We start from the raw sequence: 26310 nt of genomic DNA, 5'->3' as shown, positions 1-26310 counted from the left end.
TAATGAATATTGATGAAAATAAAATAGATGAAGCTGCATTAGCGTTGATGTATCTCACATTACATGAGCACAATCGAGCTTGGAAGCAAGTTGATTGGGAAGTAACCAACCGGTTGTTTGAAAAAGGTTTAATCTGTAACCCTATTGGTAAAGCTAAATCTATCGTATTAACGGATGATGGGCTTAAACAATGTGGAATGTTATTTAATAAGTTATTTGTAAAAAATGAGCCCTAAAGTTTACAATTAAATTAACTTGAGCCTCTGGCAATTAATAGCGGCGGTAATAAAGTGCTTTGCACTTCTTCCCCGCGTATGAGTTTTAATAAATTTTCAACTAGCATTTGTCCTGCAACCGTCGTATTTTGCTCTATGGTCGTAAGTGGTGGGTTTACATAGCTCGCAATAGCAATGTTATCAAAGCCGACAACAGCTACGTCTTTAGGTACCTTGATATTTGCTTCTTTAAGCGCTCGTATTGCGCCAATGGCGATTAAATCGCTTGCAGCGAATAAGGCGTTAAACTTTATATTATTAGCAATAAGGGAGCGGGTGGCGTGATATCCAGATTCTTCTGTAGATATAGCGTTGGCCATCTTTCTTTCGTTTATTGTTACTTTATTAGCAAGTAGCTCATCTTTGAAGCCTTGAAAGCGTGCAAAAAATTCTGGACTGTGATCTGAAGCATCACCTATAAACGCACAATCGCTACGATTATGTGCAATAAAATGGGCTGCAGCTTGCTTACCTCCACTATAGTTATCACAGCATACGGTTAGATCAGGGCGGTTATCAACCGTTGCTCCCCAACATACAAATTTAGTATTTTGTTCAAGTAGGCTTTTAAACTTTGGTTGAAAGTCGATGTAATCACCATAACCTAATAAAATGATGCCATCAGCTCTGTGGCTATCTTCGTAGTCAGCTTGCCAATCAGCACTAGCAGATTGAAATGAAACTAATAAGTCATAGCCTTCTTTAGCGCACGCGCGAGTTATGCTACCTAGCATAGCCAAAAAAAATGGATTAATTTGTGAGTCATCTGAGGTTGGGTCTTCAAATAATAACAACGCGAGTGTACTACTTTGTTGCGTGCGAAGATTACTGGCATTTTTATCTACTTTGTAGTTAAGTTGTTTGGCTACATCGTGAACACGTTTGCGTGTTTCTTCATTAACCAGAGGGCTATTACGTAAAGCACGAGAAACGGTTGATTGAGACACTCCAGCATAGTGGGCAATGTCAAATGAAGTAGCTTTACCTTTCATTGTTACAACTTAATTAAAGTAATAAATAATTGTGCCATTCTCGTTTATTAATGGATTTTTTCAAGCTTTTTATGGTTAAAGGCATTTATTTATTGATTTGACCATGACACCGGTGTCATAATGTGGGCGTTTTATCATTTTGTTGTCAAAACGTATTGGCTGTCTATATTCTTATAGGCAGCATTTTTACTGTGATAGCTGCTTTAGGGTGATAGCCTAAAGTAAATAAATACCAATGGTTTACCGTTGTAGAATAATAAGCATTAATCGCTTAAACAAAAGAGATAACACCATGAGCTTACACGCTTCTACCAAATTTGATCCTATCCTAGTTGCTGATGTCGGCGGCACCAATGCTCGTTTTGCTCTAATTACAGCTTTTGACGAGGCAAAAAACCAATTTATTATAGAGCATAACAACACATTTCCCAGTGCTGATTTTGGTTCGCTTGAAAATGCATTAGAGCGTTACTTATCAACCATCTCTCATATTAAACCTAAACGCGCATGTTTAGCAGTTGCAGGCCCTATAAAAGCAGGGCAAGTGCATTTAACTAATTTAGGCTGGCATTTTAGTGTTAACGAATTTAAACAACATTTTAATTTAGAAAAATTAGATGTTATTAACGATTTTGCTGCTTTTGCGTATGCGTCGCCTTATTTAGATCCTCTGCAAAATGTGACTGTGAAATCAGGACAAGCTGATGAAAATGCAAATATTGGTGTAATGGGCCCCGGTACTGGCTTTGGTGCTGCGTGTTTAGTAAGAACAGCTCATTCTACGTCAGTATTAAGTTCTGAAGGTGGCCATATATCGCTTGCGGCGGTTAACGAATTAGATACCGCACTAATTACAGAACTCAGAAAAGAGCATCAGCATGTATCTGTAGAAACCGTATTCTCTGGTCCAGGCATTACACATTTATACAAAGCAATGGCTGCGGTTAAAGGTGTTACTGCAAAAAACCTTGATGCGGCGCAAATTAGTAGCTTAGCTAATAGTGGTGAGTGTGAAGTGTGCGATGCAACTCTCAATCAATTTTGTGATTGGATAGGCAGCGTGGCAGGTGATTTAGCATTGGCTTATGGCGCATTAGGTGGTTTGTTTATTGGTGGTGGTATTTTGCCTCGCATGCAATCTCGCTTACTTGAAAGTCGTTTTGTTGAACGTTTTTCGCAAAAGGGTATTATGTCGCAATATACAGGGCAAATTCCCGTAACGCTTGTAACGCAAGATAACATCCCGTTAATTGGTGCCGCAGCATGTTTGCACAACAGTAAATAAGGTCGTTTCCTTGTTTGCATTTGGAAAATAGAGTGATGAAAAAAGTAACAATCAACAGCGTAGCAAGCCATGCTGGTGTTTCTAAAAAAACGGTATCACGCGTTTTAAATAACGAACCTAATGTTAGTGTGGCTACGCGTGAAAAGGTGCTTGCGGTATTTAAAGAGCTTGATTACACCCCAAATCCAATAGCACGAGGTCTTGCTCAAAATCGTAGCTTTATTATTGGCTGTTTATACGATAACCCAAGTAAAAGTTATATTACCCGAGTGCAAACGGGCGCCTTAGAAGCGTGTAAAGAAAACAACTATAATTTATTGATACACCCTTGTGAGTTTCGTGGTGAAGCACTTATAAATAATATAGAGCAATTACTACAAACTTCTCGATTAGATGGCATTGTGCTAACCCCTCCTTTTGGTGATTTTGCTGAGCTTGCTTCTTTTTTAAAATCTAAAAAAATTCCTTATGCTAGGGTTGCATCAGCTTTACTACAAGATGATTCAATTTCAGTGCGTAGTAACGACGAGCAAGGCGCATTTGAGATTACCGAGCATTTAATTAACCTCGGTCATAAATCTATAGCCTTTATTAAAGGGCACCCAGATCACAGTGCCACGCAACAACGTTTTAAAGGTTACAGGCGTTCACTTGCAAGCCATGGTATAGAATTTGATGAGCGCTTAGTAGAGGAGGGTAACTTTAGTTATCACTCAGGTGTAGATAGTGCACGCAGCATATTAGATTTATCCCCTAGGCCAACCGCTGTATTTGCATCAAACGATTACATGGCGGCAGCCGTACTTAAATTAGCAACTCAGCGCCAATTAAAAGTGCCTGATGACATTTCAATAGCTGGGTTTGATAATGCACCCATTGCACGTCATATTTGGCCCGGGTTAACAACGATTGCACAGCCCGTTGAAGAAATGACTAAACAAGCGGTAACACAACTTATTTCACACATAGCTCAACCACAAGAGCAGCCGTATCAGGTTACGCTTGAGTCGCGCTTGATTACACGCGAGTCTACCTCAGCAATAAAATAGTGAGTTTAAAACACTTTCACAGTAGCCCGAATATGAGTGACGCTTATTCGGGCTTTTTTTACTCTGAACTTGCTAGAACATGCTTTGTGCCTAAAAATCAATTAGGTCATTATTCGGTCATGTTAAAATATTAAACTATTTTTGTTACTCGGGGTTGACACCGGTGTCATGGTCATGCGTTAATACGGTGACACCGGTGTCAGGGTTGTTGTGAGAGGCTCCCTGGTAGCGTACCTTTGAACGGGTATATCAAAGATGCTCAGTACAGTTATTTACGTGGAGTCTATAATTGCTACTGAGCCTTTATCCTCTAACTAATAGAGATGAGTTAAATTATGTTGCACCCTCGTATTCAAGAAGTTACCCAGCGCGTTATAGAACGTAGTAAAAATACCCGTCAAGCCTATTTAGATCGTATTTCGCACGCAAAAAAACAAACAAGAGTTCGTGCTGGATTAGGTTGCGGTAATATTGCTCATGTTATGGCTGCATGTAGCAGTGATGACAAAGCGCGCTTAAAAGCTGATGAGCAACCAAATCTTGCTATTATCAACTCATATAACGATATGTTATCAGCTCATGTGCCATACAAAGACTACCCAGATTTAATTAAAGACATTGCAACAAAATACGATGCTACAGCTCAAGTTGCTGGTGGCGTTCCTGCAATGTGTGATGGTGTTACGCAAGGGCGTGACGGCATGGAACTTTCGTTATTTTCTCGTGACGTAATCGCTATGTCTACAGCAATATCGCTTTCGCACGATGTATTTGATGGCGTTTTTTGTTTAGGTGTTTGTGACAAAATTGTCCCTGGTTTATTAATTGGTGCATTGTCGTTTGGTCATTTACCTGTGTTCTTTTTACCAGCAGGCCCAATGCAATCAGGTATTCCTAATAAAGAAAAAGCACGTATTCGTCAAAAATTTGCACAAGGTTTAGTAAGTCGCGAAGACTTATTAGAGGCCGAAAGCGCTTCTTACCATAGTGCAGGTACGTGTACGTTCTACGGTACTGCAAACTCAAACCAAATGTTAATGGAAATAATGGGCTTGCACCTTCCGGGTAGCTCGTTTATTAATCCTTATACTGAGCTTCGCGATGGTCTTACAGGTAATGCTGTAGAAACAATGCTTAAGCAGCTTAGCGATGACAAAGAAAGTCCGTGTTTAGCCGATGTGATCAGCGAAAAAACGATTATAAACGGTTTAGTAGGCCTGCTTTCTACAGGTGGTTCTACTAATCATGCAATTCATATTGTTGCGATAGCAAAAGCTGCGGGCATTCAAGTTACGTGGAAAGATATGTCTGATTTATCAGAAGTTGTACCACTACTTACTCGTATTTACCCTAACGGCTCAGCTGATGTAAACCACTTCCAAGCAGCTGGTGGTATGGGTTTCTTAATGCGAGAGCTAGCGAGCTCTGGTTACTTACACACAGACGTTAAAACAATGCTAGGTGATGGTTTAGCACCTTACATGACAGAGCCTCGTTTAGATAAAGACGATAGCTTGATCATGAGCAACTCAACCGGCCCAACTAAAATTAAATGGGTAGATTGCCCAGCAAACTCTCATGATGAAGAAGTACTTCGTCCAGTGAATAACCCTTTTAGTAAGCAAGGTGGTCTGCAACTTCTAACGGGTAACTTAGGTAAAGCCGTTATCAAAGTGTCAGCGGTTGCTATTGAACATCAGATTGTTACTGCTCCTGCGAAAGTATTTAGCTCACAAAGTGCTCTGCAAGATGCATACACGCGTGGCGAATTAAACCAAGACTTTATTGCCGTGCTAAAAGAGCAAGGCCCTAAAGCGAAAGGCATGCCAGAGCTACATAAGCTAACGCCAGTAATGGCAACGCTTCAAGATGAAGGCTTTAAAGTAGCTATTGTTACTGACGGTCGTATGTCGGGTGCATCAGGTAAAGTACCTGCTGCTATTCACTTAGCACCAGAGGCAGTAGAAGGCGGCATAATTGCTAAAATTCGAGAAGGTGACTTAGTGACGCTTGATGCGCCAAACGGAATTTTAAAAGTACATGTTAGCGATGAAGAACTTGCAAAACGTGAACTAGAACTTAGCCAACCAAGTGCAACATTTGGTACGGGTCGTGAATTATTTACAGGGTTTAGAAATATCGTAAGCAGTGCCGATTTAGGGGCGAGTGCTTTTGGACTTGAATGAAAATTAGCCATACTGGGTAATGAGGAACAAGTAATGAGTATTGAAAAAATCTTAGCATCGGCACCCGTAGTGCCAGTGGTTGTAATCGAAAAATTAGAAGATGCTGCACCACTTGCTAGAGCGTTATATAACGGCGGTTTAAAAGCCTTAGAAATTACACTACGTACACCAATTGCCGCAGAAGCTGTAAAGCTAATGAAAGCAGAAGTACCAGAAGCTTATGTTGGCACTGGTACGGTTGTAGATAAAGCAAGCTTTGATCTTTCAGTAGCTGCGGGTGCTGATTTTATGGTGAGCCCAGGTGTTAGCGATGAGCTGATTGCTTTAGCAAAAGAGTCAGATATACCATTTCTACCCGGCGCTGCAACGGCGAGTGAAGTTATGCAGCTTGCGTCGCATGGTTTTAAGTTTTTAAAATTCTTCCCTGCAGAAGCTGCGGGCGGAACAGTAATGCTTAAATCTATCGGTGGCCCATTACCAAATATTACTTTTTGCCCAACTGGCGGCATTAGCCTAGCAACTGCACCTAATTATTTAGCGCTTAACAACGTTATTTGTGTTGGTGGTACTTGGATGCTAGATAAACAACTAATTGAAAATAAAGACTGGCAAGCAATTGAAGCGCTTGCTCGCCAAGCAAGTGAACTTAAATAGGAGTCTAAAATGATTAATGTAGCAATTAACGGTTATGGCCGTATCGGTCGCAATGTATTACGTGCACTTTACGAGTCAGCTCAAAACAACGAAATTAAAATTGTTGCAATTAACGATTTAGCACCGGCTAATGTTAATGCACATTTAACGCAGTATGACTCAGTTCATGGTATTTTTTCTAAAAAAGTAACACTTGAAAACAACACTATGCTAATTGGTGATGACGTAATTACGTTAACGCAAGAGCGTGATCCTGCAAACTTACCGTGGAAAGAGCTAAACGTAGACATCGTTTTAGAATGTACTGGTTTTTTCACTAAACGTGATGACGCTGCTAAGCACATTACTGCAGGCGCTAAAAAAGTAATCGTATCTGCTCCAGGTACTGGTTTAGATGCAACAGTAGTACATGGTGTAAACAGCGACGTAATTAACGCTGATAGTAATATCATTTCTAACGCTTCTTGTACTACTAACTGTTTAGCGCCAATTGCAAAAGCAATTAACGACACAGTAGGTATTGAACAAGGTAGCATGACGACTATTCACGCTTACACAAACGATCAAAATTTATCTGACGTGTACCATCCAGATTTATACCGTGCGCGTAGTGCAACTCAATCTATGATCCCAACTAAAACAGGTGCTGCGGCAGCTGTTGGTTTAGTATTACCTGAACTTGCTGGTAAATTAGACGGTATGTCGGTACGTGTACCTACAATCAATGTTTCTTTAGTTGATTTTACGTTTATCACTAATCGCGATACGACCGCAGAAGAAATCAATGCAATCATGAAAGAAGCATCAACGGGTTCAATGAAGAGTATTTTAGAATATAATGAGCTTCCGCTTGTTTCTATCGACTTTAACCATAACCCAGCGTCGTCTATCTTTGATGCAACGCAAACTAAAGCCAATGGCAAACTAGTTAAAGTAATGGCTTGGTACGACAACGAGTGGGGTTTCTCAAACCGCATGTTAGACCAAGTTAAAGCATTAGGTCAGTACTTATAATTAACCTTGTAAAAGTTTAGCTTTATCCAACCAAGCCACGCATTGCGTGGCTTTTTTGCGTTTGGTTTATCTGTATATTTGCAATTCAAAATTAGCAGGGAACTATTTGTATTTTTTATACCCTAAATTTTGTTAATATGTGGGTGTGTAAATTAATGGAATTTCGTTGTATTTAATCAACTCAACGACGCAAGGAATAATAAAAATGATCAGAGCTTTATCGCGAAAAGTATTTCGCACAAATCATCTTCAGATAGGTGAGGGCAACATAAGTGGCTACATAGCCTGCTTTTTAGCAATACTGAGTTGCTTAGGCGTATTAGCGTTTCACTTTCCTGAATATTTAACCACACCAGAGCTGAGAAAAAGCTACAGCGTCAACTTTTTACGTCAGCTTATGTTTGCATCATTATTAGTCTCGGGCAGTTTAGGATTACTTAACTTTGTACGCAATACCAATAAGCGTTTAGGGGCTACAGCGTGGTTTTTTATTTTACTCGCTATTATGTTTGGCGGGCCAAACGTTGAAGTAAACGAATTTGCTTCTGATACACCTTATATAGGGCTTGATTGGTTTATTTTAGATTTACTCGGCTCAACACTTATATTTATTGTGATTGAAAAGTTATTACCTCATCGTAAAGATCAAAAAATATTACGTAGTGAGTGGCGGGGCGATTTAAACCACTTTTTTGTAAATCATTTAATTATTGGTTTTGTATTACTCGTTACTAACCACTTTGTGCATTATGGCTTTGGCTGGGCTGTATCATCTACAGTACAAGGTTATATAGAGCAAACTCCCTTTGCAGTGCAGTTGTTTTTAATAATACTCGTGGCTGATTTAATGCAGTATTGGGTGCATCGTGCTTATCACGAAGTCCCTTTATTATGGCGCTTTCATGGCGTACATCACAGTGCGAAAGAAATGGATTGGTTAGCGGGCTCTCGCCAGCATATTCTTGAAATACTCGTAACGCGCAGCTTAGTGCTCACGCCTATATTTGTGCTTGGTTTTTCACAGCAAATAATTAGTTTGTACGTAATAATTGTGGGTTTGCAGGCTGTGTTTAACCATGCAAATGTACGTGTGAAATTTGGTTGGCTAAAATATTTTATGGTTACACCGCAGTTTCATCATTGGCACCATGCGTCAGATAAAGCCGCGATTGACCGCAATTACGCTGCGCATTTTTCGTTTTTAGACTACGTGTTCGGTACTGCTGTTAAAGGCCAAAAAGAGTGGCCACAAGCGTATGGTGTAGTCGGGGATTACATGCCCGTAGGTATGCTTAAACAACAGGTTTACCCGTTTAAGCGCACTAAATAAGTTCGGGAATCTGGATAAACATAAATTAAAAGCGAGCAAGGTGTTACATTTTGCTCGCTTATATTATTAATATTAAACTTATTTTAGCTCAGCTAATAACTCAGTAAATGTAGGTCTTTGATTTAATATAGGTTGCATGGCACATTTTGCCATATCGGACATTTTAACAAAGAGCTCACTTTGTTTATCATCGCCAGTTACCGTGCCTAATAAGTCTTCAATTAAACACCCTAATGCACGTACTTCAATTAACTCGATTTGCTTTTGTTGATAATCACTTAACATGGCTAAGTTTGTGGCTGCACCAAAATCACCAAATAATACATCAGCATCTTTGTTTATCATGGTGTTATGCGCATACACGTCGCCATGGCTTACTTTACAAATATGCAAGTGCTGCAGCGTACTTATCATTTGCTGTGCAATTTTTAAAATAGCGTGAGTTGAGTAATGGCAATCATCGTTAAAGGTATCACGCGTACAGGTTTCAAGGCTTGGAGGCAGGCCTAAATTAGCAAAGCTTTTATCTATTAGCTCCATTACTAAACCTAGCTGATCACTTTGCTCAATGTAGGCAAGTACTTTAATTAAATTAGCGTGCTCGCCTGCTTGTAAGCAGCAATTTACTTCATCAAGCGGGTAGCCGTCGCTGGTAATTGCGCCTTTAAATAATTTAATAGCTACAGCGCTATCAGCTGCTTGCGCTAAATGAATAACGCCCGATGCACCTTGGCCAATAACATGACTAAGCGTGTAATCGTCAAGAGGGTTATTTTCTAAGCTGCACTTTGTAAGGCACTGAGCTTTATTAAAATCGTTACCGGCAAACGCAATCCAAGCAAGTTTAGGTAATTCAAACAGCCAGTCGTCTACGTGTGTTAAGTTATTAGCTGAGAGCCTAACAAGCTCAAGGTTTTTACACTGCGCCATGCTACTTGGCAGTTGCTTAAGTTGATTGCCTGCAAGCGCAAGCTTTTTAAGCTGGGTATAATTACCAAAATCTTCAGGCAATTCGCTTAACGTATTATCGGTGAGTATTAGCCACTCAATATTTTTTGGCAGGCTGTTTAAAGCAAATTCAGAAATTTGGTTACCTTTAAACGCGACCATAATTAAAGTAGGGCATTTAGCGAGCACTTTGGGAATATGCTTAAACTGATTAAACTGATTAAACGAATTACACACGCTTAAGGCGTGTTAAACAGGCAAATTCATCAGGTAGTGTTGATAAGTTATTATTTGATAAATCGAGAACTTCAAGCGTGTCAGCTAAGCTAAAAATTTCTTCAGGAAATGTCGTTAGCTCTTCTACCAATTGCAGGCGAGTAGCACCAACAAGTTTGCCACTTTTAAGCTCTTTAAGGGAGTTCATATTAATACCATGTTCTAAAAATGAAAAAGCCAACATAGCTGTTGGCTTAAAGTCGTTCTAACTTACTAAATCGCTCTTTAGAATTGCGCGTTATGGTAAACGTTTTGTACGTCGTCGCAATCTTCTAACATGGCTAAAAAGCGTTCCATAACTTCAACGTCTTCGCCTTCAATCGGCGTTTCAATTTGTGGCACAAAGCTAATTAGGTCTTCGTCAAATTCAGTCACGCCCATTTCTTCAAGCGCTGTACGTGTATTGTTGTACTCTGTATGAGGAGCAAAAACAGTAACTTTACCGTCATCTACTTCTACGTCAGTTACATCAACATCAGCCATCATAAGAGCTTCAAGTACTGCTTCGTCGTCATCACCGTCAAATACAAAAATAGCAAGGTGATCAAATAAATGTGAAACAGAGTTTTGAGCGCCAATTTTAGCATTTGCTTTGGTAAAACAAACACGTACATCAGCAAAGGTACGCTTGTTGTTGTCTGTTAAACAGTCAACAATAATCATACAGTTACCAGGGCCGTAACCTTCGTAACGTGTTGCTGCGTAGTCTTCACCGCCGCCGCCTTTTGCTTTGTCTATTGCGCGGTCAATAACGTGTGCTGGCACTTGGTCTTTTTTAGCGCGTTCAATTAAACGACGTAATGATAAGTTACCATCTGGATCTACACCGCCGTTTTTAGCACAAATATAAATTTCTTTGCCGTACTTAGAATAAACTTTAGTTTTAGCACCCGCAGTCTTAGCCATTGAATCTTTTTTGTTTTGGTAAGCTCTTCCCATCTGCGTTTCGCCTTAATATATGTAAATAATAGAATAAAATTATAATGCGTATTCTAAAGGTAAATGCATTCAAGGGCTAGTAAGTATTAAAACAGATTAAAACGGTAACGTTTAAAAGCAATGTAAACTGTATTTTATTAATGGGATCATCGAGGGTTCTAGACGTTGGAATTATATCTATTATGTGTAAATTTAACTCAATAAAAAAGGCAACCTGTATAACAGGTTGCCTTACTAAGTAATAAAAAGTAAGTATTACTTACCAAATACGTACACGTTCATCTTCAGGAAGGTATAACGCATCGCCTGGTTTTACATCAAACGCTTTATACCATGCATCGTGGTTACGTGGCGCTTGTGCTCTAAAGCGACCTGGGGCATGTGTGCCACTACGCAGTTGGTTAAGCATGCTTTGCTCAGTACGTTTTTCTTTCCATACTTGTGCCCACGCAAGGAAGAAACGTTGATCGCCAGTAACACCGTCAATAACAGGCGCTTCTTTACCATTTAAACTGAGCTTGTACGCGTGATAAGCCATCGATAACCCACCTACATCACCAATGTTTTCGCCAAGGCTATTGCGACCATTAACAAAGTTACCTTCGATTGGCTCGTATTTACTGTACTGCGCAGCCAGTTGGTCGGCTTTTTTGTCAAATGCAGCGCGGTCAGCATCAGTCCACCAGTTACGTTGCACACCGTTTTCGTCAGATTTTGAACCTTGATCGTCAAATCCATGACCCATTTCGTGACCAATTACAGCGCCAATACCGCCATAGTTTACAGCCGGATCGGCATTTGGATCGAAAAACGGCGGTTGTAATATCGCAGCCGGAAATACAATTTCATTAAACGAGCTATTGTAGTAAGCGTTTACGCGTTGTGGCGTCATGCCCCAGCGGTTACGATCTGTTTTTTGTAGCTCTTTTTCAACACTTTCTGCGTGGAAAAACTCACGCATGTTTTTCACATTACCAATCAAATCATTTTTAGTAATGCTTAAACCTTCATAAGACTGCCATACATCGGGGTAACCAATTTTTGGTACAAATGCAGCCAGTTTAGCGCGCGCATTTACTTTAGTTTCATCGCCCATCCACTCTAGGTTATCAATACGTTCACCAAGAGCTGTACGAAGGTTTTCAACCAGCTCTGACATTTGTTGTTTTGATGATTCAGGGAAGTAACGTGCTACGTATATTTTACCAATAGCAAAACCAAGCGAACTTGTGCCTGACATTTGACTTATTGCACGTTTCCAACGAGGGCGAGGCTCTTGTTGTCCGTTTAGTTCTTTACCAAAAAAAGCAAAGTTAGTATTAAATACGTCTTCTGATAGTAAACCTGCGTTACCGCTAATCGCGTGATACGTTAGGTAGTCTTTCCATACTGCAATATCTTCTTGATTGATTAGCTCAATCATCGCTTTTATAGGTTCAGGTTGAGAGACATTTAACTGAGGTACTTTATAACCTGTTTGCGCAAAATATAAATCCCAGTTAAAACCAGGATAAGCAGTGCTTAAATCGGCGCGTTCAATTTGGTTTAGCGTTAAATCGCGATTACGGCGCTTTTCACGAGGCCAATGGCCTTGTGCAATTTTGGTTTCAAGATCAACAATTGCTTGAGCGCGCTCAGCGGTATTTTCTACTCCTGCAAACTCAAGCATATCAGCAATGTGAGCAACATAAGCTGTGCGGGTTTTAACAAAGCGCTCAGCGTCTTCAAGGTAGTAAGAGCGATCTGGTAAGCCTAATCCACCTGCACCTAGTGACATTTCATATTTGTTAGGGTCTAGGCGATTAAACCACATACCGCCGCCAAAAGGGGCTTTATTACCGGTTAACCAAGACTTACCAAACATCTCAGCTAAATCGTCGGTTGACGATATACCATTAATTTCACTTAGCAATGGCTTAATTGGCGCCACACCTAGTTTATTAAGTGTTTCGGTATCCATGTAGGCGTTGTAAAAATCAGCAACGAGTTTTTCTTCTGCGTTTAAATCTTTACGTGCGGCTATTTCTTCAATAATAGCTTTAACATCGCCTTCGCTTCGCTCAGCTAATCCTGAAAATGCACCGTAGCGGGTTTTATCTGCAGGCATTACGTAGTTGTCATACCATGTGCCGCTGGCATACATAAAAAAGTCATCGCCTGGTTTAACAGCTTCGTTACGCGCTGTTAGGTCAACACCAAAATTACCTAACTCTGCTTTTTGTGTCACTGCTGCAGTGGCTACTTTAAGTTGTTGCTCTTCTGTTTTTGTTGTTTGCGGCTCTGAACAACCGGTAATAAATGTGGCAGCTAATGCTGCGGCAATTAAACTCTTTTTCATTACTTACTCCTGAGTATCACTGATTGAATTAAAGCAGCAGTGAATCATTTTTATTGTTACGAATATTTAACTTATCGATTGTTATTGATATTAATCAGACAAACAAACCTTTTGAGGTGAATCACCACAGTGGTCGATAAAACTAATATAGGAGAAAAGAGAAAGGCTAATAGGTTCTATAAACACTTTATTTAGCTCGCATACTTAAAAGTATCCGAGCTAAGAGGGGTTACGCAGTATTTATTTTTTATGCTGAAGCTCCCACATACGGGCATATTCTCCGGCGAGTGTAAGTAACTCATCGTGCTTACCTTGCTCAATAATTTGTCCGGCTTTGAGCACAATAATGGTGTCTGCATCGGTAATAGTAGAAAGGCGATGAGCAATAACAATACTCGTATGGTTACTGGCAACTTCACGCATTGCAGCAAGTATTGCTTGCTCAGAATGAGAGTCGAGTGCTGAAGTTGCTTCATCAAAAATTAAAATAGGGGATTTTTTCAAAATAGCGCGTGCAATGGCAATACGCTGTTTTTCGCCGCCGGATACTTTTAAACCGCGCTCGCCAACCAGTGTTTTATCGCCTTTATCAAGTGTGCCTATAAAGTCTTTTAAATGCGCCATAGCAATGGCGTCGTCAATTTCAGCATCGCTTGCTGTTGGTCTACCGTAAGCGATATTTTCACGAATCGTGGTGTTAAACAACACGGTATCTTGCGGGACTATTGCAATGGCTTTTCGTAAACTATTAAGTGTTACTGAGTTTATTGCTTGATTATCAATACTAATTTCACCAGCGTTTACATTATAAAAACGATAAAGCAGTCGGGCTAATGAGCTTTTACCAGCACCACTGGCACCAACAATGGCTACTTTGCTGCCTGCTTTAACATTAAAGCTAAGATTATTAAGAATAGGGCGATGGGCATCGTAACTAAAACTTACATTATTAAATGTTATTTCACCTTGGCTAATATTGAGCTGTTTTGCATTAAGTGCATCGGTTATTTGTGGCTTTTTATTTAATAATCCAAGCATATTTTCAAGGTCGGTAAGGGCGCGTCTTATTTCGCGGTACACAAAACCTAAAAAGTTAAGTGGTAAAAATAGCTGAATCATATACGCGTTAATCATTACCAGCTCACCAATTGAGAGCGTACCTGCAACTACCTCAGTTGAGCCCAACCACATTAACGCGGTAATAGCACAAGCAATAATAAGTGCTTGGCCTGAGTTGAGGGCGAGCAACGACATTCTATTTTTTAAACGGGCTTTTTCCCAGTTTGCTAAAAAGGTGTCGTACGTTTTAGCTTCAAACAGTTCATTATTAAAATATTTTACAGTTTCATAGTTAAGTAGGCTGTCTATAGCGCGGGTATTACTTTGGTTGTCGGCAGCGTTTGCTTCGCGAATAAAGCGGTTTCTCCACTGAGTAACCACCACAGTAAAGGTAATATAAATAGCGACTGCCAATAATGTAATAAGCGCAAACCAAACAGAAAACAACGTGCCAAAAATAATCGCAACGGTCAGTATTTCAAATAAAGTAGGCACAATGTTAAACATTAAAAAACGCATTAAAAAGCTTAACCCGCTTGTACCGCGTTCTATATCGCGGCTAATGCCACCGGTTTGCCTATCTAAATGAAAAGCCAGCTCAAGTGAGTGCAAATGCTTAAATACTTTTAAACCTATATCACGCATGGCGTGCTCGGTTACGCGAGAAAATACAGCATCTCTTACCTCACCTAAAAATACGCTAGCAAAACGCAGTGCACCGTACATCAGTAATAATAAAACGGGAATAACTAACAGTGGGTTAATCGACTTATCTACAGAGTCTATTATTTCTTTAAGCGCCCAAGGCATTAAAAGCGTGGCACCTTTTGCGCCTATAAGCGCCATAAGTGCAATAAAAACACGGCCTTTAAATTTTGTAAGGTAGGGCCACAGTGTTTTTACACTTTGGCGTAAATTCATGGCGTCTGGTCGTTTTTCTGTGCTTTGTCTGGGGCGCATTAGCGATCTCTGTTAAAACTAAATACTTAATTAATAAGCATTGTATTTTAAATGCTTGCCCTTATATACTACGCATCCCTTATTTTAGTTTTAAAACGTGAATGTTTAAATTTAGAGTGTTTTTAACTGCCTTTTTGCTACTTGCTGCACTTTTTAGTGTGCAGAGCAATGCTATGGGCGCCTCACAAAATTTAAATATAAATATTAGCACGCAGGTTTCGCTTACTAATATTGGCGATTTAACTAAAATACAGCCTATTAGTAAGTCTGTAGATACTTCGCAACATAAAAAAACGCATCAAACCGATTTTGACGCGCACCAACCAAGATTAACTGCCAATAATTCATCTTTGTTTTTGCACACTGTGCAAAATGAGCCAGAATACGATGTGGTTTTTGAATTTTTTGCTCAAAATCTTGTTAGGCATATATTCTTACGACCGAGAGCCGTTAACCGTATACAACCTTGGTATACGCTTGTAACTAATAGTAAAAAGTCGCGCTTGAGTGGCTGGAAAGACGTTAACTTACTCTACAGAGCTGTAACTACCTACCACGCTTAATTTTCCTTATTTAATTTTATTAGGTTTTAACTTTTAAAGTTTTAGCCTGCAGATTAATTGTGCTTTTAAAAAGTACGTTGCTAGCATTTCTGGCAATAAGGATTAAACATGTTAAGTTTTAAAAAAGATAAAAAGCCGTCTACGGCTAAGTTCAAATTAAGCTATATAGCCATGCTAATAGTATTGGTTTTATTAGCTATTAGCGCATTACCAAACCTATATCCAAATAAATCGTGGTTGCACGTAAGTAGTACGCCGCACAGCGAAACACAATCTTTACCAAGCACTAAAACCCTAGTTACTTTTTTAAATAACCAAGGACTTGAGGTTGAGCAAGGCTTAGATAAGCAATCAACTATTAATGTACTTTTAAACGAGCCAACTAAAAGCGCTCAGGCGCAAGCGGCTATAAAAGCGCAATACCCAAACACGCAAGTTAAAATTGTTGAGCATGCAACCAGCCCCACATGGCTACAAAATTTTGGTTTATCACCAATTAAGCTAGGCCTTGATTTAAATGGCGGTGTGCTATTTGTATTAGACGTAGATTTAGATAAAGCCGTTGATGAGCAATTAGTCAGTGCGTATCAACAAGCTAAATCAATTATTATTAAGCAAAAAGCACATGGCGTAAAAGCGCAGCAAACTCAGCACGGGTTTGAAATAAACGCATTGCCTAATGCAACCGACAAGTTAACCCCTGTTATTGAAGAGCTACAAAGCCGATTTGCTAATTTAGCCGTTGTAACAAGCAATAACGGCAGTGTTAAAACTGCCAAATTTAGTTATTCAGAGCAAGGCCGCAGCAGCTTTGATAAAGAAGTAATGGGGCAAACACTTACAACCCTTCGTTCACGTATTGAAGAGTTAGGCATTACCGAAGCGGTAACACAGCAACAAGGTAAGCACCGCATTCGTATAGAGCTACCGGGTGTGCAAGATCCAACCGAAGCTAAGCGCATTATTGGTGCAACCGCATCGCTTGGTTTTTATCAATTAAAAGAAATTGGCGGGCAAACATTTAATATGCAATCGGGCGGAACCATAAAGCTCGATCCTGTGCCAATTTTTACAGGCGATCATATTAATAATGCAAACATAGGCCGCGACGATTGGGGTAAACCACTTGTACAACTAAGCCTAGACGGCCAAGGTGGGGATGCAATGTCGGCATTTTCAAAAGCCAATATTGGTAAGCCAATGGCGACGGTTTACTCTGAGTATTCTCAAAACGCTAAAGGCGAAGTAGTTAAAAAAAGCGAAGTTATTAATGTTGCCAATATTGCTCAGCATTTAAGTTCGCGTTTTAGTATTACCAATATGAAAAGCCAGCAAGCGGCAGCCGATCTGGCATTGTTACTACGTGCAGGCTCGCTTACCGCCCCCGTTACAATTGTGCACGAACAAACAATAGGGCCAAGCCTCGGCCAAGAAAACATTAGTAATGGCTTAGCCGCGCTTATGTTAGGCATGGGTATTACCCTTGCATTTATGGCGCTTTGGTACCGCCGTTTAGGCCTTATTGCAAACGTAGCACTTATATTAAACTTAACGTCCCTTGTGGGCTTAATGTCATTATTACCAGGGGTTGTATTAACGCTTCCGGGTATTGCAGGCCTAGTATTAACCATAGGTATGGCGGTAGACACTAACGTAATAATTTTTGAACGTATTAAAGAAGAACGTCGCCAAGGCCGTGCACCATATCAAGCTATTCAAGAGGGTTATAAACAAGCCGGAAATACAATATTTGATGCCAATATAACCACCATGATCACCGCACTTATTTTATACGGCATAGGCTATGGGCCCGTTAAAGGTTTTGCCATTACATTAGCACTGGGACTTTTAACGTCTGTATTTACAGGTGTGTACGTATCAAAAATATTAAGCCAAACGTTGTATTTAAAAATGGGTAAAAAAGCAGGAGTAAAAGCACATGCTTAACACTTTTTTGAAAGGTGAAAAGGGCACACGTTTACGCTTTATGGGTATGCTTTTAAGTGCCATTTTAGTGCTGCTATCCGTATTTACGCTTACGCAAAAAGGTCTAAATTTTGGCCTAGATTTTACCGGCGGTTATTTAACTGAGTTTACAACTAGCCAAAGCGTTGAGCTAAAAGAGCTTCAATCGTTTATTGCTAAAAATCACAACGGTGAGTTTGAGCTAACCGCGCAAGGGAATAGCCATTTTCAATTAAGAGAAGCGCCAAGTGCATCAACTACATCAACAACAGCTAATAGCCTTGATTGGCAAAGCGCCGTTACACAAAACGATGATATAAACGCACAGGTTTTATCGTCAGCTTATATTGGCTCACAAGTGGGCGATGAGTTATTTGATCAAGGCTGTTTAGCCATGTTTGCTGCAATGATTGCGGTAATGATTTACCTTGCAGTGCGTTTTGAATGGCGCTTAGCGGTAGGGTCTGTGGTAGCGCTAATGCACGATTTAATACTCGTACTTGGGTTGTTTTCACTATTACAAATTGAGTTTAACCTAACCGTACTGGCAAGTTTACTGGCTATTATTGGCTACTCACTTAACGACTCAATAATAGTAGGGGATAGAGTGCGTGAGCTTTTACGTGTTCAATCAAACAATATACTTAGCCCAGCGACTATTATTAATAATGCGATTAAAAGCACACTAACGCGCACCTTAATAACGTCGGGTACCACACTTGCAACGGTTGCGAGCGTTTGGTTACTTGCAGGTGCACCACTGCAAGGCTTTGCTATAGCATTATTTACCGGCATTGTAGTGGGTACGTTCTCGTCTATTTGTATAGCGGCAACCTTGCCGGAACTATTGGGCTTAAGCGCTAAAAACTACGAAGTTAAAGTAGATGCCCACACGCAAACATTATTAGATATGCCATAAGGTTTTTAATAAAACACAAGCAAAGAGCTGCACCAACCAATCAACGGCTCTTTGCTTGTTTAATGCTTATTTAAGCCCCGCTAGTATTCCCACCAAACTTGCGGGGTTTAAAACAATGGTTTTAAGCCTAGCAAAAATGTTAAACTAACTGCCTTATTTTTACTGCCAGTATTGTATTAATCCCCATGAATAAAACCCACGTTATCGAACATCTTCGTTTTGCGCTAGAAGCGCAGCTTACAACAGCAAAAGTAGCGGCAAAAACTGCGCACGACACCGCCACACATGAAGAAAACATAGCCGAAAACAAATACGATACCCTAGGGCTTGAAGCCGCTTATTTAGCACAAGGCCAAGCCCAGCGCGTAAACGATTGCTATAAAAGCATAGAATTGTTTGAGCCTGCTTTTAACGAAAAACCAACCGACAAAATAGCTATCGGTTCGCTGGTATGTTTAGAAGATGATAACGCAGCCCAAAAATGGTTTTATTTAGGCCCTGCAGCTGGTGGTTTAACAGTAAACGTTAAACAGCACGCAATTGCTGTTGTAACACCCGGCGCACCAATGGGTAAGCAGTTACTAAATAAACAGATTGATGATGAAATTACGTTAACAATTGCAGGTAAAGCCCACGAATATGTGGTGGTAGATATTTTATAAAGCTTTGGTTTTTTAAGAGAACACCATCTGACAAAGGTAATTCTGTCTCATAACATTATTAAAAGTCGTTTTGGTGCAAAACAACAGAGCCTATTTTATTACATGGCTAATCATTTGTTTACATTGAAGTTATTTAGTGGAATTATTAAGATAAGTAATATATGCCGCTTTGGGGTGCTATAAACCCCTAGAGTGGTGTTTGATAAAATCTTACGCAACTTATCAGAATCAGGGAGAAGTATGTTAGGTATTTGTATTCGTTGTCCTTCAAAAGATTGCGAAAAATCAGTAATAGACACATTTGATTTTTGCCAGTACGGCGTCGCATTTTACAATACAGGGGGTGTTATCAAAAAGAAGGAGGAATCTGTTACTTTAAGACATATTTCCCATAACTTAAGGCACGAATTACACAAAGTACTTCAAACTATTGTTGCTGAAGCTTCTCGAATTGATCCTACTGTAAGTACTAAGGTAGTAGAGCTTGATAAACCTGCTAGTAAAATTGTTGGAGCTACAGTAATCATAGATCAATTCATTGAAATGATTGCGGGGGTTAATGAGTTTCATCCCAGTTCGCATTACTCTGCAAATTTAGATAAGAAAACAAACCTTTTAAAAATTCTAGATAAGTATTCAAAAGTGTTTTCTTTGATAGTGAATACTCGTAGGTCAAAAAATTTTGATTTTGATGTACATAAAAAGACTAACATAACTTTTGCATCACATATGATTGAATATATTATCTCAATCATGATGGACAATATTTGGAAATACAGTATTGATTCCAGTACAGTAAGAGTCTCCGCTGTCAAAAATAAAAACGATGATATTACACTTAAGTTTACCAATATATCTGAGCCAATCGTTGATTCTGAAGTAATCTTTGAGAAGGGTTTTCAATCAAAGAGGGAGTCGGAAGGTTTTGGTTATGGTTTGTATTGGGCACAAGTACTAATTCAGCATTATAACGAACTAAACAAAAGAACCTCTGATTTTTTAGAGTTAGTCCATGAGCAACAAATAATAGATAAGGAAAAAGCAAAACAAATATTTATAATTAGGAATCTGAGAGCATGAAGCACAAACCGTTAAAAGGATTGGGAAAGTTTCTCATGAAACTTAATAATGTAAATATCTGTATCGTAGATGATGAAGATATTTACTTTAATACAGACATGCTAAATATAGCTAATAATGCGGGCTTTAGTAAAATAGACAGACATTCTAAAATAGATAATGCACTTTTAAGCCGATTACAAAAAAAACCATACGATATCGTCATTTTAGATGTTCAAGGAATTACAGAACCTGATGTCGCGAAAGATGGTATGCAAATAGCATCATTGCTGAGTAGAACAACAAGTAGTTATATCGTCGTAACTTCAGCACACCAATTTCATTTAGTTAATGATATGACTAAAGTCGATTATGTAATGGAAAATAAAATTCAAACTACAGCTGATTTTGTGGATGAGTTGATAGAAATAGTTGACGATTTTCTTAGTAAGAAGTCTTCTTTTTATAAAAAAGTTCTTTTTAAAGTTGGCTTTTCAATGCTTAAGAAAAGCGTTGCATAACAAGTCATTAAAATAATTAGGATGACACCTATCCTAATTACCAACACAATAAACGCTTATTTTTACTCATAAATTAATTGTCGAATGGCATGGCTCCGCCATTTATCCAACCTACAGCTATGTTTTTATAGCGTAACGTGGTGTGTATTTCAATTTCTACAAAGGCATATAATGAGAAGTACCTAATAGTTTAAAAGTGAGCAGGGTTGACGTTAGGTGCTCCCTTTTTAATTGATTTTAGTGGTTAAACAGCCTCGTTAGTTGTATTTCCCAAGTTGGCTACTCGGTGCTACTATAGTGATACATTTGTTTGGGGATTATTATGAGAGTAGAACTAGTAACAACATTGAAGCGTCAAGCTACGAAGATATTATCTGAACTTCATTCCTCTAAAGAACCTGTGTTGATAACTGAACATGGGCAACCATCTGCATACTTAGTAGATGTTGATGATTATGAATTTATGCAAAAGCGTATGCAAATTCTTGAGTCTCTTGCAAAAGGAGAGCAGGCAATAAGTCGTGGTGAAACCATGTCGAATGTTGAAGCTAAAGATAAAATGAATAAATGGCTGAAATAATTTGGACTAATCCAGCTTTGAATGATCTTAACGATATCGCTGAATATATCGAATTAAGCAATTTGCAGTCAGCGAAAAAATTGGTTTCCAAAATATTTGAAAAAGTTGAACGTCTCGAACTCTTTCCTGAATCAGGTAAAAAACCAATTGAGTTAGCTAACCTAAATTATCTTGAACTGGTCGTGAATCCTTGTCGTATATTTTACAAAAAAGATAACGATAAAGTATATATTTTGCACGTAATGAGACAAGAACGAGACTTACGAAAATTTTTGTTGCTAACGTAATATACAGCTAACAACACGCCCTGAGGTGGACAGCAAGCGCTAAAGCTCACTTTCCACCGCAAATTTTAACAGCGGTGAACCCTTACTTTTCAATGCAGTTAAGTAAGTTGATTCATCGTAGGGCGTATGTGTTTTCCAGCGCCTAAATAGGATTTGCATCCACTTAAATGCCAATGATCTAATGATGGTATTATGGGTTTTTCCTTTGGCTTCTTGCTGGCGATAATATGCTTTAGCCCAAAATGAATAACGCACAGATAATCCTGCCCATTCCACAAATGTTTGCCTTAAAAATTTAGTGCACGAATATCGCCAGTGTATCCATTCTTTCTTGCCACTGTACCACTACACTTTTTATATCCTGTGTAAAAGTACAGTAATAGATTGAACAAAAATAGGAACTCAGATATGGTTTGTTTATCAATAAAAACAAATAAAAACGAGTTACTCTACAGGCTCGTTAGGTGCAAAGGAGATAACTGTGAATCATCGAAAGGTTGCATTAGAATGGAGTAATCGTGTGGCTGCAGTAGCACATGGCCATTATCTCGCTGCATCTAGATACTCTCGACTCCATTTTTGGCTTGGCTTACCAACAGTTTTACTCGCAACAATTGTTGGAACAACGGTTTTTGCTACACTCCAGCAAAAGCCAGAAATTTGGTTGCAAATCACAGTAGGCTTAATGAGCATTACCGCAGCCGTACTATCTGCACTACAGTCATTTCTAAATTATTCAGATAAAACTGAAAAGCATAGAACTGCAGGCGCACGTTATAATGCAATCGGGCGTGAGTTGGAGCAACTTTTAGCACAAGAAGATAACTGGGCCTTACTTGATACTATTCGAGAAAAGATAGACCAACTTTCCCAAGAAAGCCCTCACATTCCAAATACTGTACGAAGCTCTATAGCGGATATAAGTGAAGGTGCTCTTTGGACAGAGTAGTTTAAAATACACCTAACTAGAAAATAAAGCGTGACTGCTAACAGTTTACTCGGTTCCACTTCGTTTCATATTTTGGCAAGCTATTGACCGATTAATGCTTTGTTAGATTTCTACGTAAGCTCAGTCTATTCAGCTCTGGAGAATAAATAAACAAAGGATTTGCGGGTATATTTGAAACGGATTCTGTACTAAAGACTGTCGTTTTATGTGTGTTAACTATAGGCTCACATTTAATATATAAGCTTTACCGATTTACGAGCCAGATCAATCTTCATACCGAACTTAAAATACCTAACTTATTTATTACAACTACCATTGTTTTATTTATTATTTCTTTAGGTAGTTTAATTTATGGTTTAGCTAATTATCATGACCTTGCTATTCTAAAAAGCTCAATTGGTATTCATGCTATATCTAGTGCTTTCGATGTAACTTGGATTGTCATGGTTCGTAATCGTATTAACTTAATAGCGGACTCTAATAGAGGTGACAAACTTTGGTTAAATCCTTTTATTACGTCAATTTTCCATGTTATTTATATACAACATAAAATCAACCAAGGCTTGGCTAAAAACGCAATATAATAAGCAAGTTCGTGATCTTTTTTTTCAAGTACTCTTCTAACTACCGCTTTGGTGCCAATTTTAATTACTTGCGAGCTGCCTTTAATTTTTAAATCTTTGGCTACGGTCACTTTATCGCCATCATTAAGTAAAGTGCCGTTGGCATCGTTTACTAAAATTGCGTCTTCATCGTGTGTAGTATTTGGGTTCCACTCATGGGCGCACTCGGGGCAAATAAGCAGTTGTTGGTCTTCGTAAGCGTATTCAGATTGGCACTGTGGGCAAGCAGGGTGTGACATTTATAACACTCGTAAAATATTAATTTTGCGTATTTTAATCTGCATTAGGTGGAAAATATAGTTAATCAATATTTTTCATCTTCACGCTAAAAATATCTCGTTTGTGCGTTTTTAAAAAAAGGCATATAAAGCACATGTCGCTTAAGCAATTTAAGCGCTAACTCGTACAGTAGGTACCTGTTAAAGCACCCATCATATTAAGTGATTCGCGCAATGCCCACTTAGTACGATGGGTGTTTCTATTTATAATGCTTAGTATTTTACTAAGCATGCTTTTTATATTTTGACTTAACTAGGAAAAGTCGTGTTTAAAACCTTAATTGTGGTTGATAACAGAGTTATTGTCAAATCTGGTGTATGAGCTCATCTTGATGCTCTGTTTGATCTTGAGTTATTCTTTCGCCGTCTTTAAATTTTACCCCTGTAATTACTTCAGCCAGTAGCTTAAACCCTCGCAAGCGGTACCATTTTTTCTCTGCCGACTGCGCGAGTTTAAAAACCATCATTAAGGTGGTTGTCCGGCTGCCACAACTCTTCACTTTATGCGTTCTCAGCCTTACCGTCGCAAACGTTGACTCTATCGGATTACTCGTTCTTATGTGCATCCAATGCTCAGCAGGATAATCATAAAATGCCAGCATTTCATCTTTATCCTTCATCAAGCAATCCGTCGCTTTTGGGTATTTGACTGAGTAATTTTTAACAAATAAATCATACGCTTTATAAGCAGAAGCTCGACTCTCTGCCATCCAGATATCTTGTAAATTCGCTTTGATTTTAGGTTGCATTGATTTCGGCACTTTGTTTAGCACATTCGCGATTTTATGCACCCAGCAACGTTGATGTTGGGTTGTTGGCCATACTTTGGTGAGGGCATTCCAAAACCCCAGCGCACCATCCCCTATGGCCAATTTTGGTGGTATTGTTAGACCCTGTGAGCGCAACTGATTTAACACTTCAGTCCAGCTCTGCTCAGACTCACGAACCCCGTCAACCACCGCCAATAGCTCCTTTCTGCCCGTTTCATCTACCCCATAATTACCAGTAAGCACAGCTTATCATCCATTCGAATTTTACTGTAAATCCCATCGGCCCAGATATACACATATCGACGTTTAGCCAAGGAACGTTTAGACCACTGCTGATACTCCGTTTCCCAGGTGGATTTCAACCGAGAGACACTATTGGCCGACAAACCTTTGGCTTGCTCGCCTAAAAGAGACACTAAAGCGGGCTGCATATCACCCGTCGAAATTCCTCGTAAATAGAGCCATGGGATCAGCTCTTCGATATTTTTTGTCCGTTTCAGATAAGGCGGGATCAAGGCACTATTGAATTTAATGCCTTCCTTTTTTCGATCCCTGACTTTAGGTATTTTGACCTCAATATCACCAAGGCCTGTTTGGATCGTACGCTCAGGCTGGTGACCATTTTTGACGATCCGCTGAAGTCCCTCGACGGTCTCATGCTGGTATTGAGCCAATAAAACAGCCAACTCAGCCTCAATCGCTTGAGCTAACAACTGCTGCGCCCCGCTTTTAAGCAACTGCTCTAACGGATTGTCTGGTTTTTCAATGGAAATAACATTATCATTTTCAGTCATTGCGATGTCTCTCTGGTTAATTGTTGATCTGGTCAAGATCAATTAACAGATTACATCGCAATGACTTTTTCTCATACACCAGAAACGACTATAGCTCCTGATTGGAATACCGAGTTGATCACAAAAATATTCTTCAATGCGGTTGTAAGGGAGTAATTGATATTGGGATAGGTAAACTGCATGGGCTTTTACACCAACCCCATATTGAATAGGACTGTTAACGTCTTCTGGAAATTCACCAATAAAACGCTTACCTTGCTCATTTTCCAGAATTTGTGCTTGGTATTCAGTGACCACTTTCCTGATATCTATATCGACAACCTGTCGTTTTTGAAAGCCAATTTCACGGTAGTGACCTTTCGGTAAAAAATCACGTTCAACTAGGATGATTTTGATCTCATCAGGCGTCTGTGTTTGGGTTAGTGTTTTACCTGCACGGCCTTTTTGACCACCCGCTGACTTGGCTGATTTCTCTTTGTTTTGTTTTTTTCGGTTGATGTCTTTTGATGGCGGGATACTGCTATTGTTACTGTTAAGTCCTAATTTACTTGCTAACATAACAACGACAACCAGAATGAGTTCAATAGACATCTTCAGCGCAGGCGTGAGAGTTTTACCTTCTTGTAATTGAGCTTTGGTTTTCTCAACGATTTCGTCGATGTTGATGCTGTTTAAATTCATTGAAGCTAGGGCTATTAGGTCATAGCCCTAGCTTGGCATACTGGCGGGATCGGTCAATAGTTAAAAAAGATCCTTTGAAAATAATTTACCATGGTGAATAGTTACAAAAATTTTATTTTTAAGTCCATATACCGGTAAATATTAATGCTGTAGTTGTTGAATGTTGCCAATATTTTGACTGTAACTATCTTATTTGGTACGACTGAGTGGATTCGAACCACCGACCCCTACCATGTCAAGGTAGTGCTCTAACCAACTGAGCTACAGTCGTACAATTTTTGAGGTTTTACTTAAATAAATTTATTCTCTGATTTAAGAATAAATATTGGTACGACTGAGTGGATTTGAGTTACT

General features: G+C 39.2%; 22 protein-coding genes, 1 tRNA gene and 3 pseudogenes. 16 read left to right on the top strand and 10 right to left on the bottom strand.

What is annotated here, in order from left to right; translation table 11 throughout:
- The first annotated feature begins 2 nt into the window (after positions 1–2).
- A complete protein-coding gene (locus AC0VZ4_RS11410; protein ID WP_337120280.1) occupies positions 3–236 on the top strand; it encodes a DUF6429 family protein in 234 nt (77 codons plus the stop codon).
- A 14-nt stretch (positions 237–250) separates the two neighbouring features.
- Here AC0VZ4_RS11410 and AC0VZ4_RS11405 read toward each other — a convergent pair whose 3' ends face one another.
- The gene (locus AC0VZ4_RS11405; RefSeq protein WP_475439726.1) at positions 251–1267 is read right to left on the bottom strand and encodes a LacI family DNA-binding transcriptional regulator; all 1017 of its coding nucleotides are present in this window, start codon (positions 1265–1267) and stop codon (positions 251–253) included.
- 292 nt (positions 1268–1559) lie between these two features.
- Between AC0VZ4_RS11405 and glk the strand changes: the two genes are divergently transcribed.
- The 6 genes from glk to AC0VZ4_RS11375 all read left to right on the top strand — a co-directional run bounded on the left by glk (position 1560) and on the right by AC0VZ4_RS11375 (position 8785).
- Positions 1560–2552: a glucokinase gene (gene glk / locus AC0VZ4_RS11400; protein WP_007375363.1), complete on the top strand. Its 993-nt coding sequence runs from the start codon at positions 1560–1562 to the stop codon at positions 2550–2552.
- 35 nt (positions 2553–2587) lie between these two features.
- Positions 2588–3601, top strand: a complete 1014-nt coding sequence (locus tag AC0VZ4_RS11395) for a LacI family DNA-binding transcriptional regulator (protein WP_475439725.1) — start codon at positions 2588–2590, stop codon at positions 3599–3601.
- A 335-nt stretch (positions 3602–3936) separates the two neighbouring features.
- A complete protein-coding gene (gene edd / locus AC0VZ4_RS11390) occupies positions 3937–5787 on the top strand; it encodes a phosphogluconate dehydratase (protein ID WP_475439724.1) in 1851 nt (616 codons plus the stop codon).
- A 33-nt stretch (positions 5788–5820) separates the two neighbouring features.
- A complete protein-coding gene (eda, locus tag AC0VZ4_RS11385; RefSeq protein ID WP_475439723.1) occupies positions 5821–6441 on the top strand; it encodes a bifunctional 4-hydroxy-2-oxoglutarate aldolase/2-dehydro-3-deoxy-phosphogluconate aldolase in 621 nt (206 codons plus the stop codon).
- Positions 6442–6450: 9 nt separating this feature from the next.
- Entirely contained in the window at positions 6451–7455 is a 1005-nt protein-coding gene (gene gap, locus AC0VZ4_RS11380) for a type I glyceraldehyde-3-phosphate dehydrogenase (protein WP_475439722.1), read from the top strand.
- A 205-nt stretch (positions 7456–7660) separates the two neighbouring features.
- Positions 7661–8785, top strand: coding sequence for a sterol desaturase family protein (locus AC0VZ4_RS11375; protein WP_475439721.1), 1125 nt, complete (start codon positions 7661–7663; stop codon positions 8783–8785).
- 78 nt (positions 8786–8863) lie between these two features.
- Here the strand turns inward: AC0VZ4_RS11375 and AC0VZ4_RS11370 are convergent.
- From AC0VZ4_RS11370 to AC0VZ4_RS11355, 4 genes and pseudogenes are all read right to left on the bottom strand, one after another.
- Positions 8864–10193, bottom strand: a pseudogene (locus AC0VZ4_RS11370) (leucine-rich repeat-containing protein kinase family protein).
- 41 nt (positions 10194–10234) lie between these two features.
- Positions 10235–10948 (bottom strand): YebC/PmpR family DNA-binding transcriptional regulator, encoded by a 714-nt coding sequence (locus tag AC0VZ4_RS11365; RefSeq protein WP_002959761.1) that lies wholly within the window; start codon positions 10946–10948, stop codon positions 10235–10237.
- Between the two features lie 259 nt (positions 10949–11207).
- Positions 11208–13286: a M13 family metallopeptidase gene (locus AC0VZ4_RS11360; RefSeq protein WP_475439720.1), complete on the bottom strand. Its 2079-nt coding sequence runs from the start codon at positions 13284–13286 to the stop codon at positions 11208–11210.
- Between the two features lie 240 nt (positions 13287–13526).
- Entirely contained in the window at positions 13527–15305 is a 1779-nt protein-coding gene (locus AC0VZ4_RS11355; protein ID WP_475439719.1) for an ABCB family ABC transporter ATP-binding protein/permease, read from the bottom strand.
- A 101-nt stretch (positions 15306–15406) separates the two neighbouring features.
- Between AC0VZ4_RS11355 and AC0VZ4_RS11350 the strand changes: the two genes are divergently transcribed.
- From AC0VZ4_RS11350 to AC0VZ4_RS11315, 8 genes are all read left to right on the top strand, one after another.
- A complete protein-coding gene (locus AC0VZ4_RS11350; protein WP_475439718.1) occupies positions 15407–15868 on the top strand; it encodes a hypothetical protein in 462 nt (153 codons plus the stop codon).
- A 108-nt stretch (positions 15869–15976) separates the two neighbouring features.
- On the top strand, positions 15977–17815 hold the full coding sequence (gene secD, locus AC0VZ4_RS11345) for a protein translocase subunit SecD (protein ID WP_475439717.1): 1839 nt from the start codon (positions 15977–15979) through the stop codon (positions 17813–17815).
- Positions 17808–18752 (top strand): protein translocase subunit SecF, encoded by a 945-nt coding sequence (secF, locus tag AC0VZ4_RS11340; protein ID WP_475439716.1) that lies wholly within the window; start codon positions 17808–17810, stop codon positions 18750–18752. The genes secD and secF overlap by 8 nt, the downstream gene beginning before the upstream one ends.
- A gap of 185 nt (positions 18753–18937) precedes the next feature.
- Positions 18938–19414, top strand: coding sequence for a GreA/GreB family elongation factor (locus AC0VZ4_RS11335; RefSeq protein ID WP_475439715.1), 477 nt, complete (start codon positions 18938–18940; stop codon positions 19412–19414).
- 195 nt (positions 19415–19609) lie between these two features.
- Complete coding sequence (locus AC0VZ4_RS11330) at positions 19610–20494, top strand: histidine kinase (protein WP_475439714.1); 885 nt, start codon at positions 19610–19612, stop codon at positions 20492–20494.
- 35 nt (positions 20495–20529) lie between these two features.
- Positions 20530–20994: a response regulator gene (locus tag AC0VZ4_RS11325; RefSeq protein WP_475439713.1), complete on the top strand. Its 465-nt coding sequence runs from the start codon at positions 20530–20532 to the stop codon at positions 20992–20994.
- 322 nt (positions 20995–21316) lie between these two features.
- Complete coding sequence (locus tag AC0VZ4_RS11320) at positions 21317–21574, top strand: type II toxin-antitoxin system Phd/YefM family antitoxin (RefSeq protein WP_010555056.1); 258 nt, start codon at positions 21317–21319, stop codon at positions 21572–21574.
- Positions 21562–21861 (top strand): type II toxin-antitoxin system RelE/ParE family toxin, encoded by a 300-nt coding sequence (locus AC0VZ4_RS11315; protein ID WP_475439712.1) that lies wholly within the window; start codon positions 21562–21564, stop codon positions 21859–21861. The genes AC0VZ4_RS11320 and AC0VZ4_RS11315 overlap by 13 nt, the downstream gene beginning before the upstream one ends.
- Before the next feature lie 39 nt (positions 21862–21900).
- Here AC0VZ4_RS11315 and AC0VZ4_RS11310 read toward each other — a convergent pair.
- Positions 21901–22200, bottom strand: a pseudogene (locus AC0VZ4_RS11310) (IS110 family transposase); the annotation flags it as partial.
- A 142-nt stretch (positions 22201–22342) separates the two neighbouring features.
- Here AC0VZ4_RS11310 and AC0VZ4_RS11305 point away from each other — a divergent pair.
- Positions 22343–22810, top strand: coding sequence for an SLATT domain-containing protein (locus tag AC0VZ4_RS11305; RefSeq protein ID WP_188085494.1), 468 nt, complete (start codon positions 22343–22345; stop codon positions 22808–22810).
- A gap of 535 nt (positions 22811–23345) precedes the next feature.
- On the opposite strand, the gene AC0VZ4_RS11300 is transcribed toward AC0VZ4_RS11305, so the two are convergent.
- From AC0VZ4_RS11300 to AC0VZ4_RS11285, 4 genes and pseudogenes are all read right to left on the bottom strand, one after another.
- On the bottom strand, positions 23346–23672 hold the full coding sequence (locus AC0VZ4_RS11300) for a zinc ribbon domain-containing protein YjdM (protein ID WP_475439711.1): 327 nt from the start codon (positions 23670–23672) through the stop codon (positions 23346–23348).
- Between the two features lie 344 nt (positions 23673–24016).
- Positions 24017–25275, bottom strand: a pseudogene (locus tag AC0VZ4_RS11295) (IS256 family transposase).
- A gap of 42 nt (positions 25276–25317) precedes the next feature.
- On the bottom strand, positions 25318–25956 hold the full coding sequence (locus tag AC0VZ4_RS11290; RefSeq protein ID WP_475439710.1) for a DUF6444 domain-containing protein: 639 nt from the start codon (positions 25954–25956) through the stop codon (positions 25318–25320).
- Between the two features lie 194 nt (positions 25957–26150).
- A tRNA-Val gene (locus tag AC0VZ4_RS11285) sits at positions 26151–26227 on the bottom strand.
- Positions 26228–26310 lie beyond the last annotated feature (83 nt).

It is taken from the genome of Pseudoalteromonas sp. QJM3NY_22 (assembly GCF_056173065.1).
Note: the sequence above shows the minus strand (reverse complement) of the source record. Positions and strands in the feature narration are given on the sequence as shown.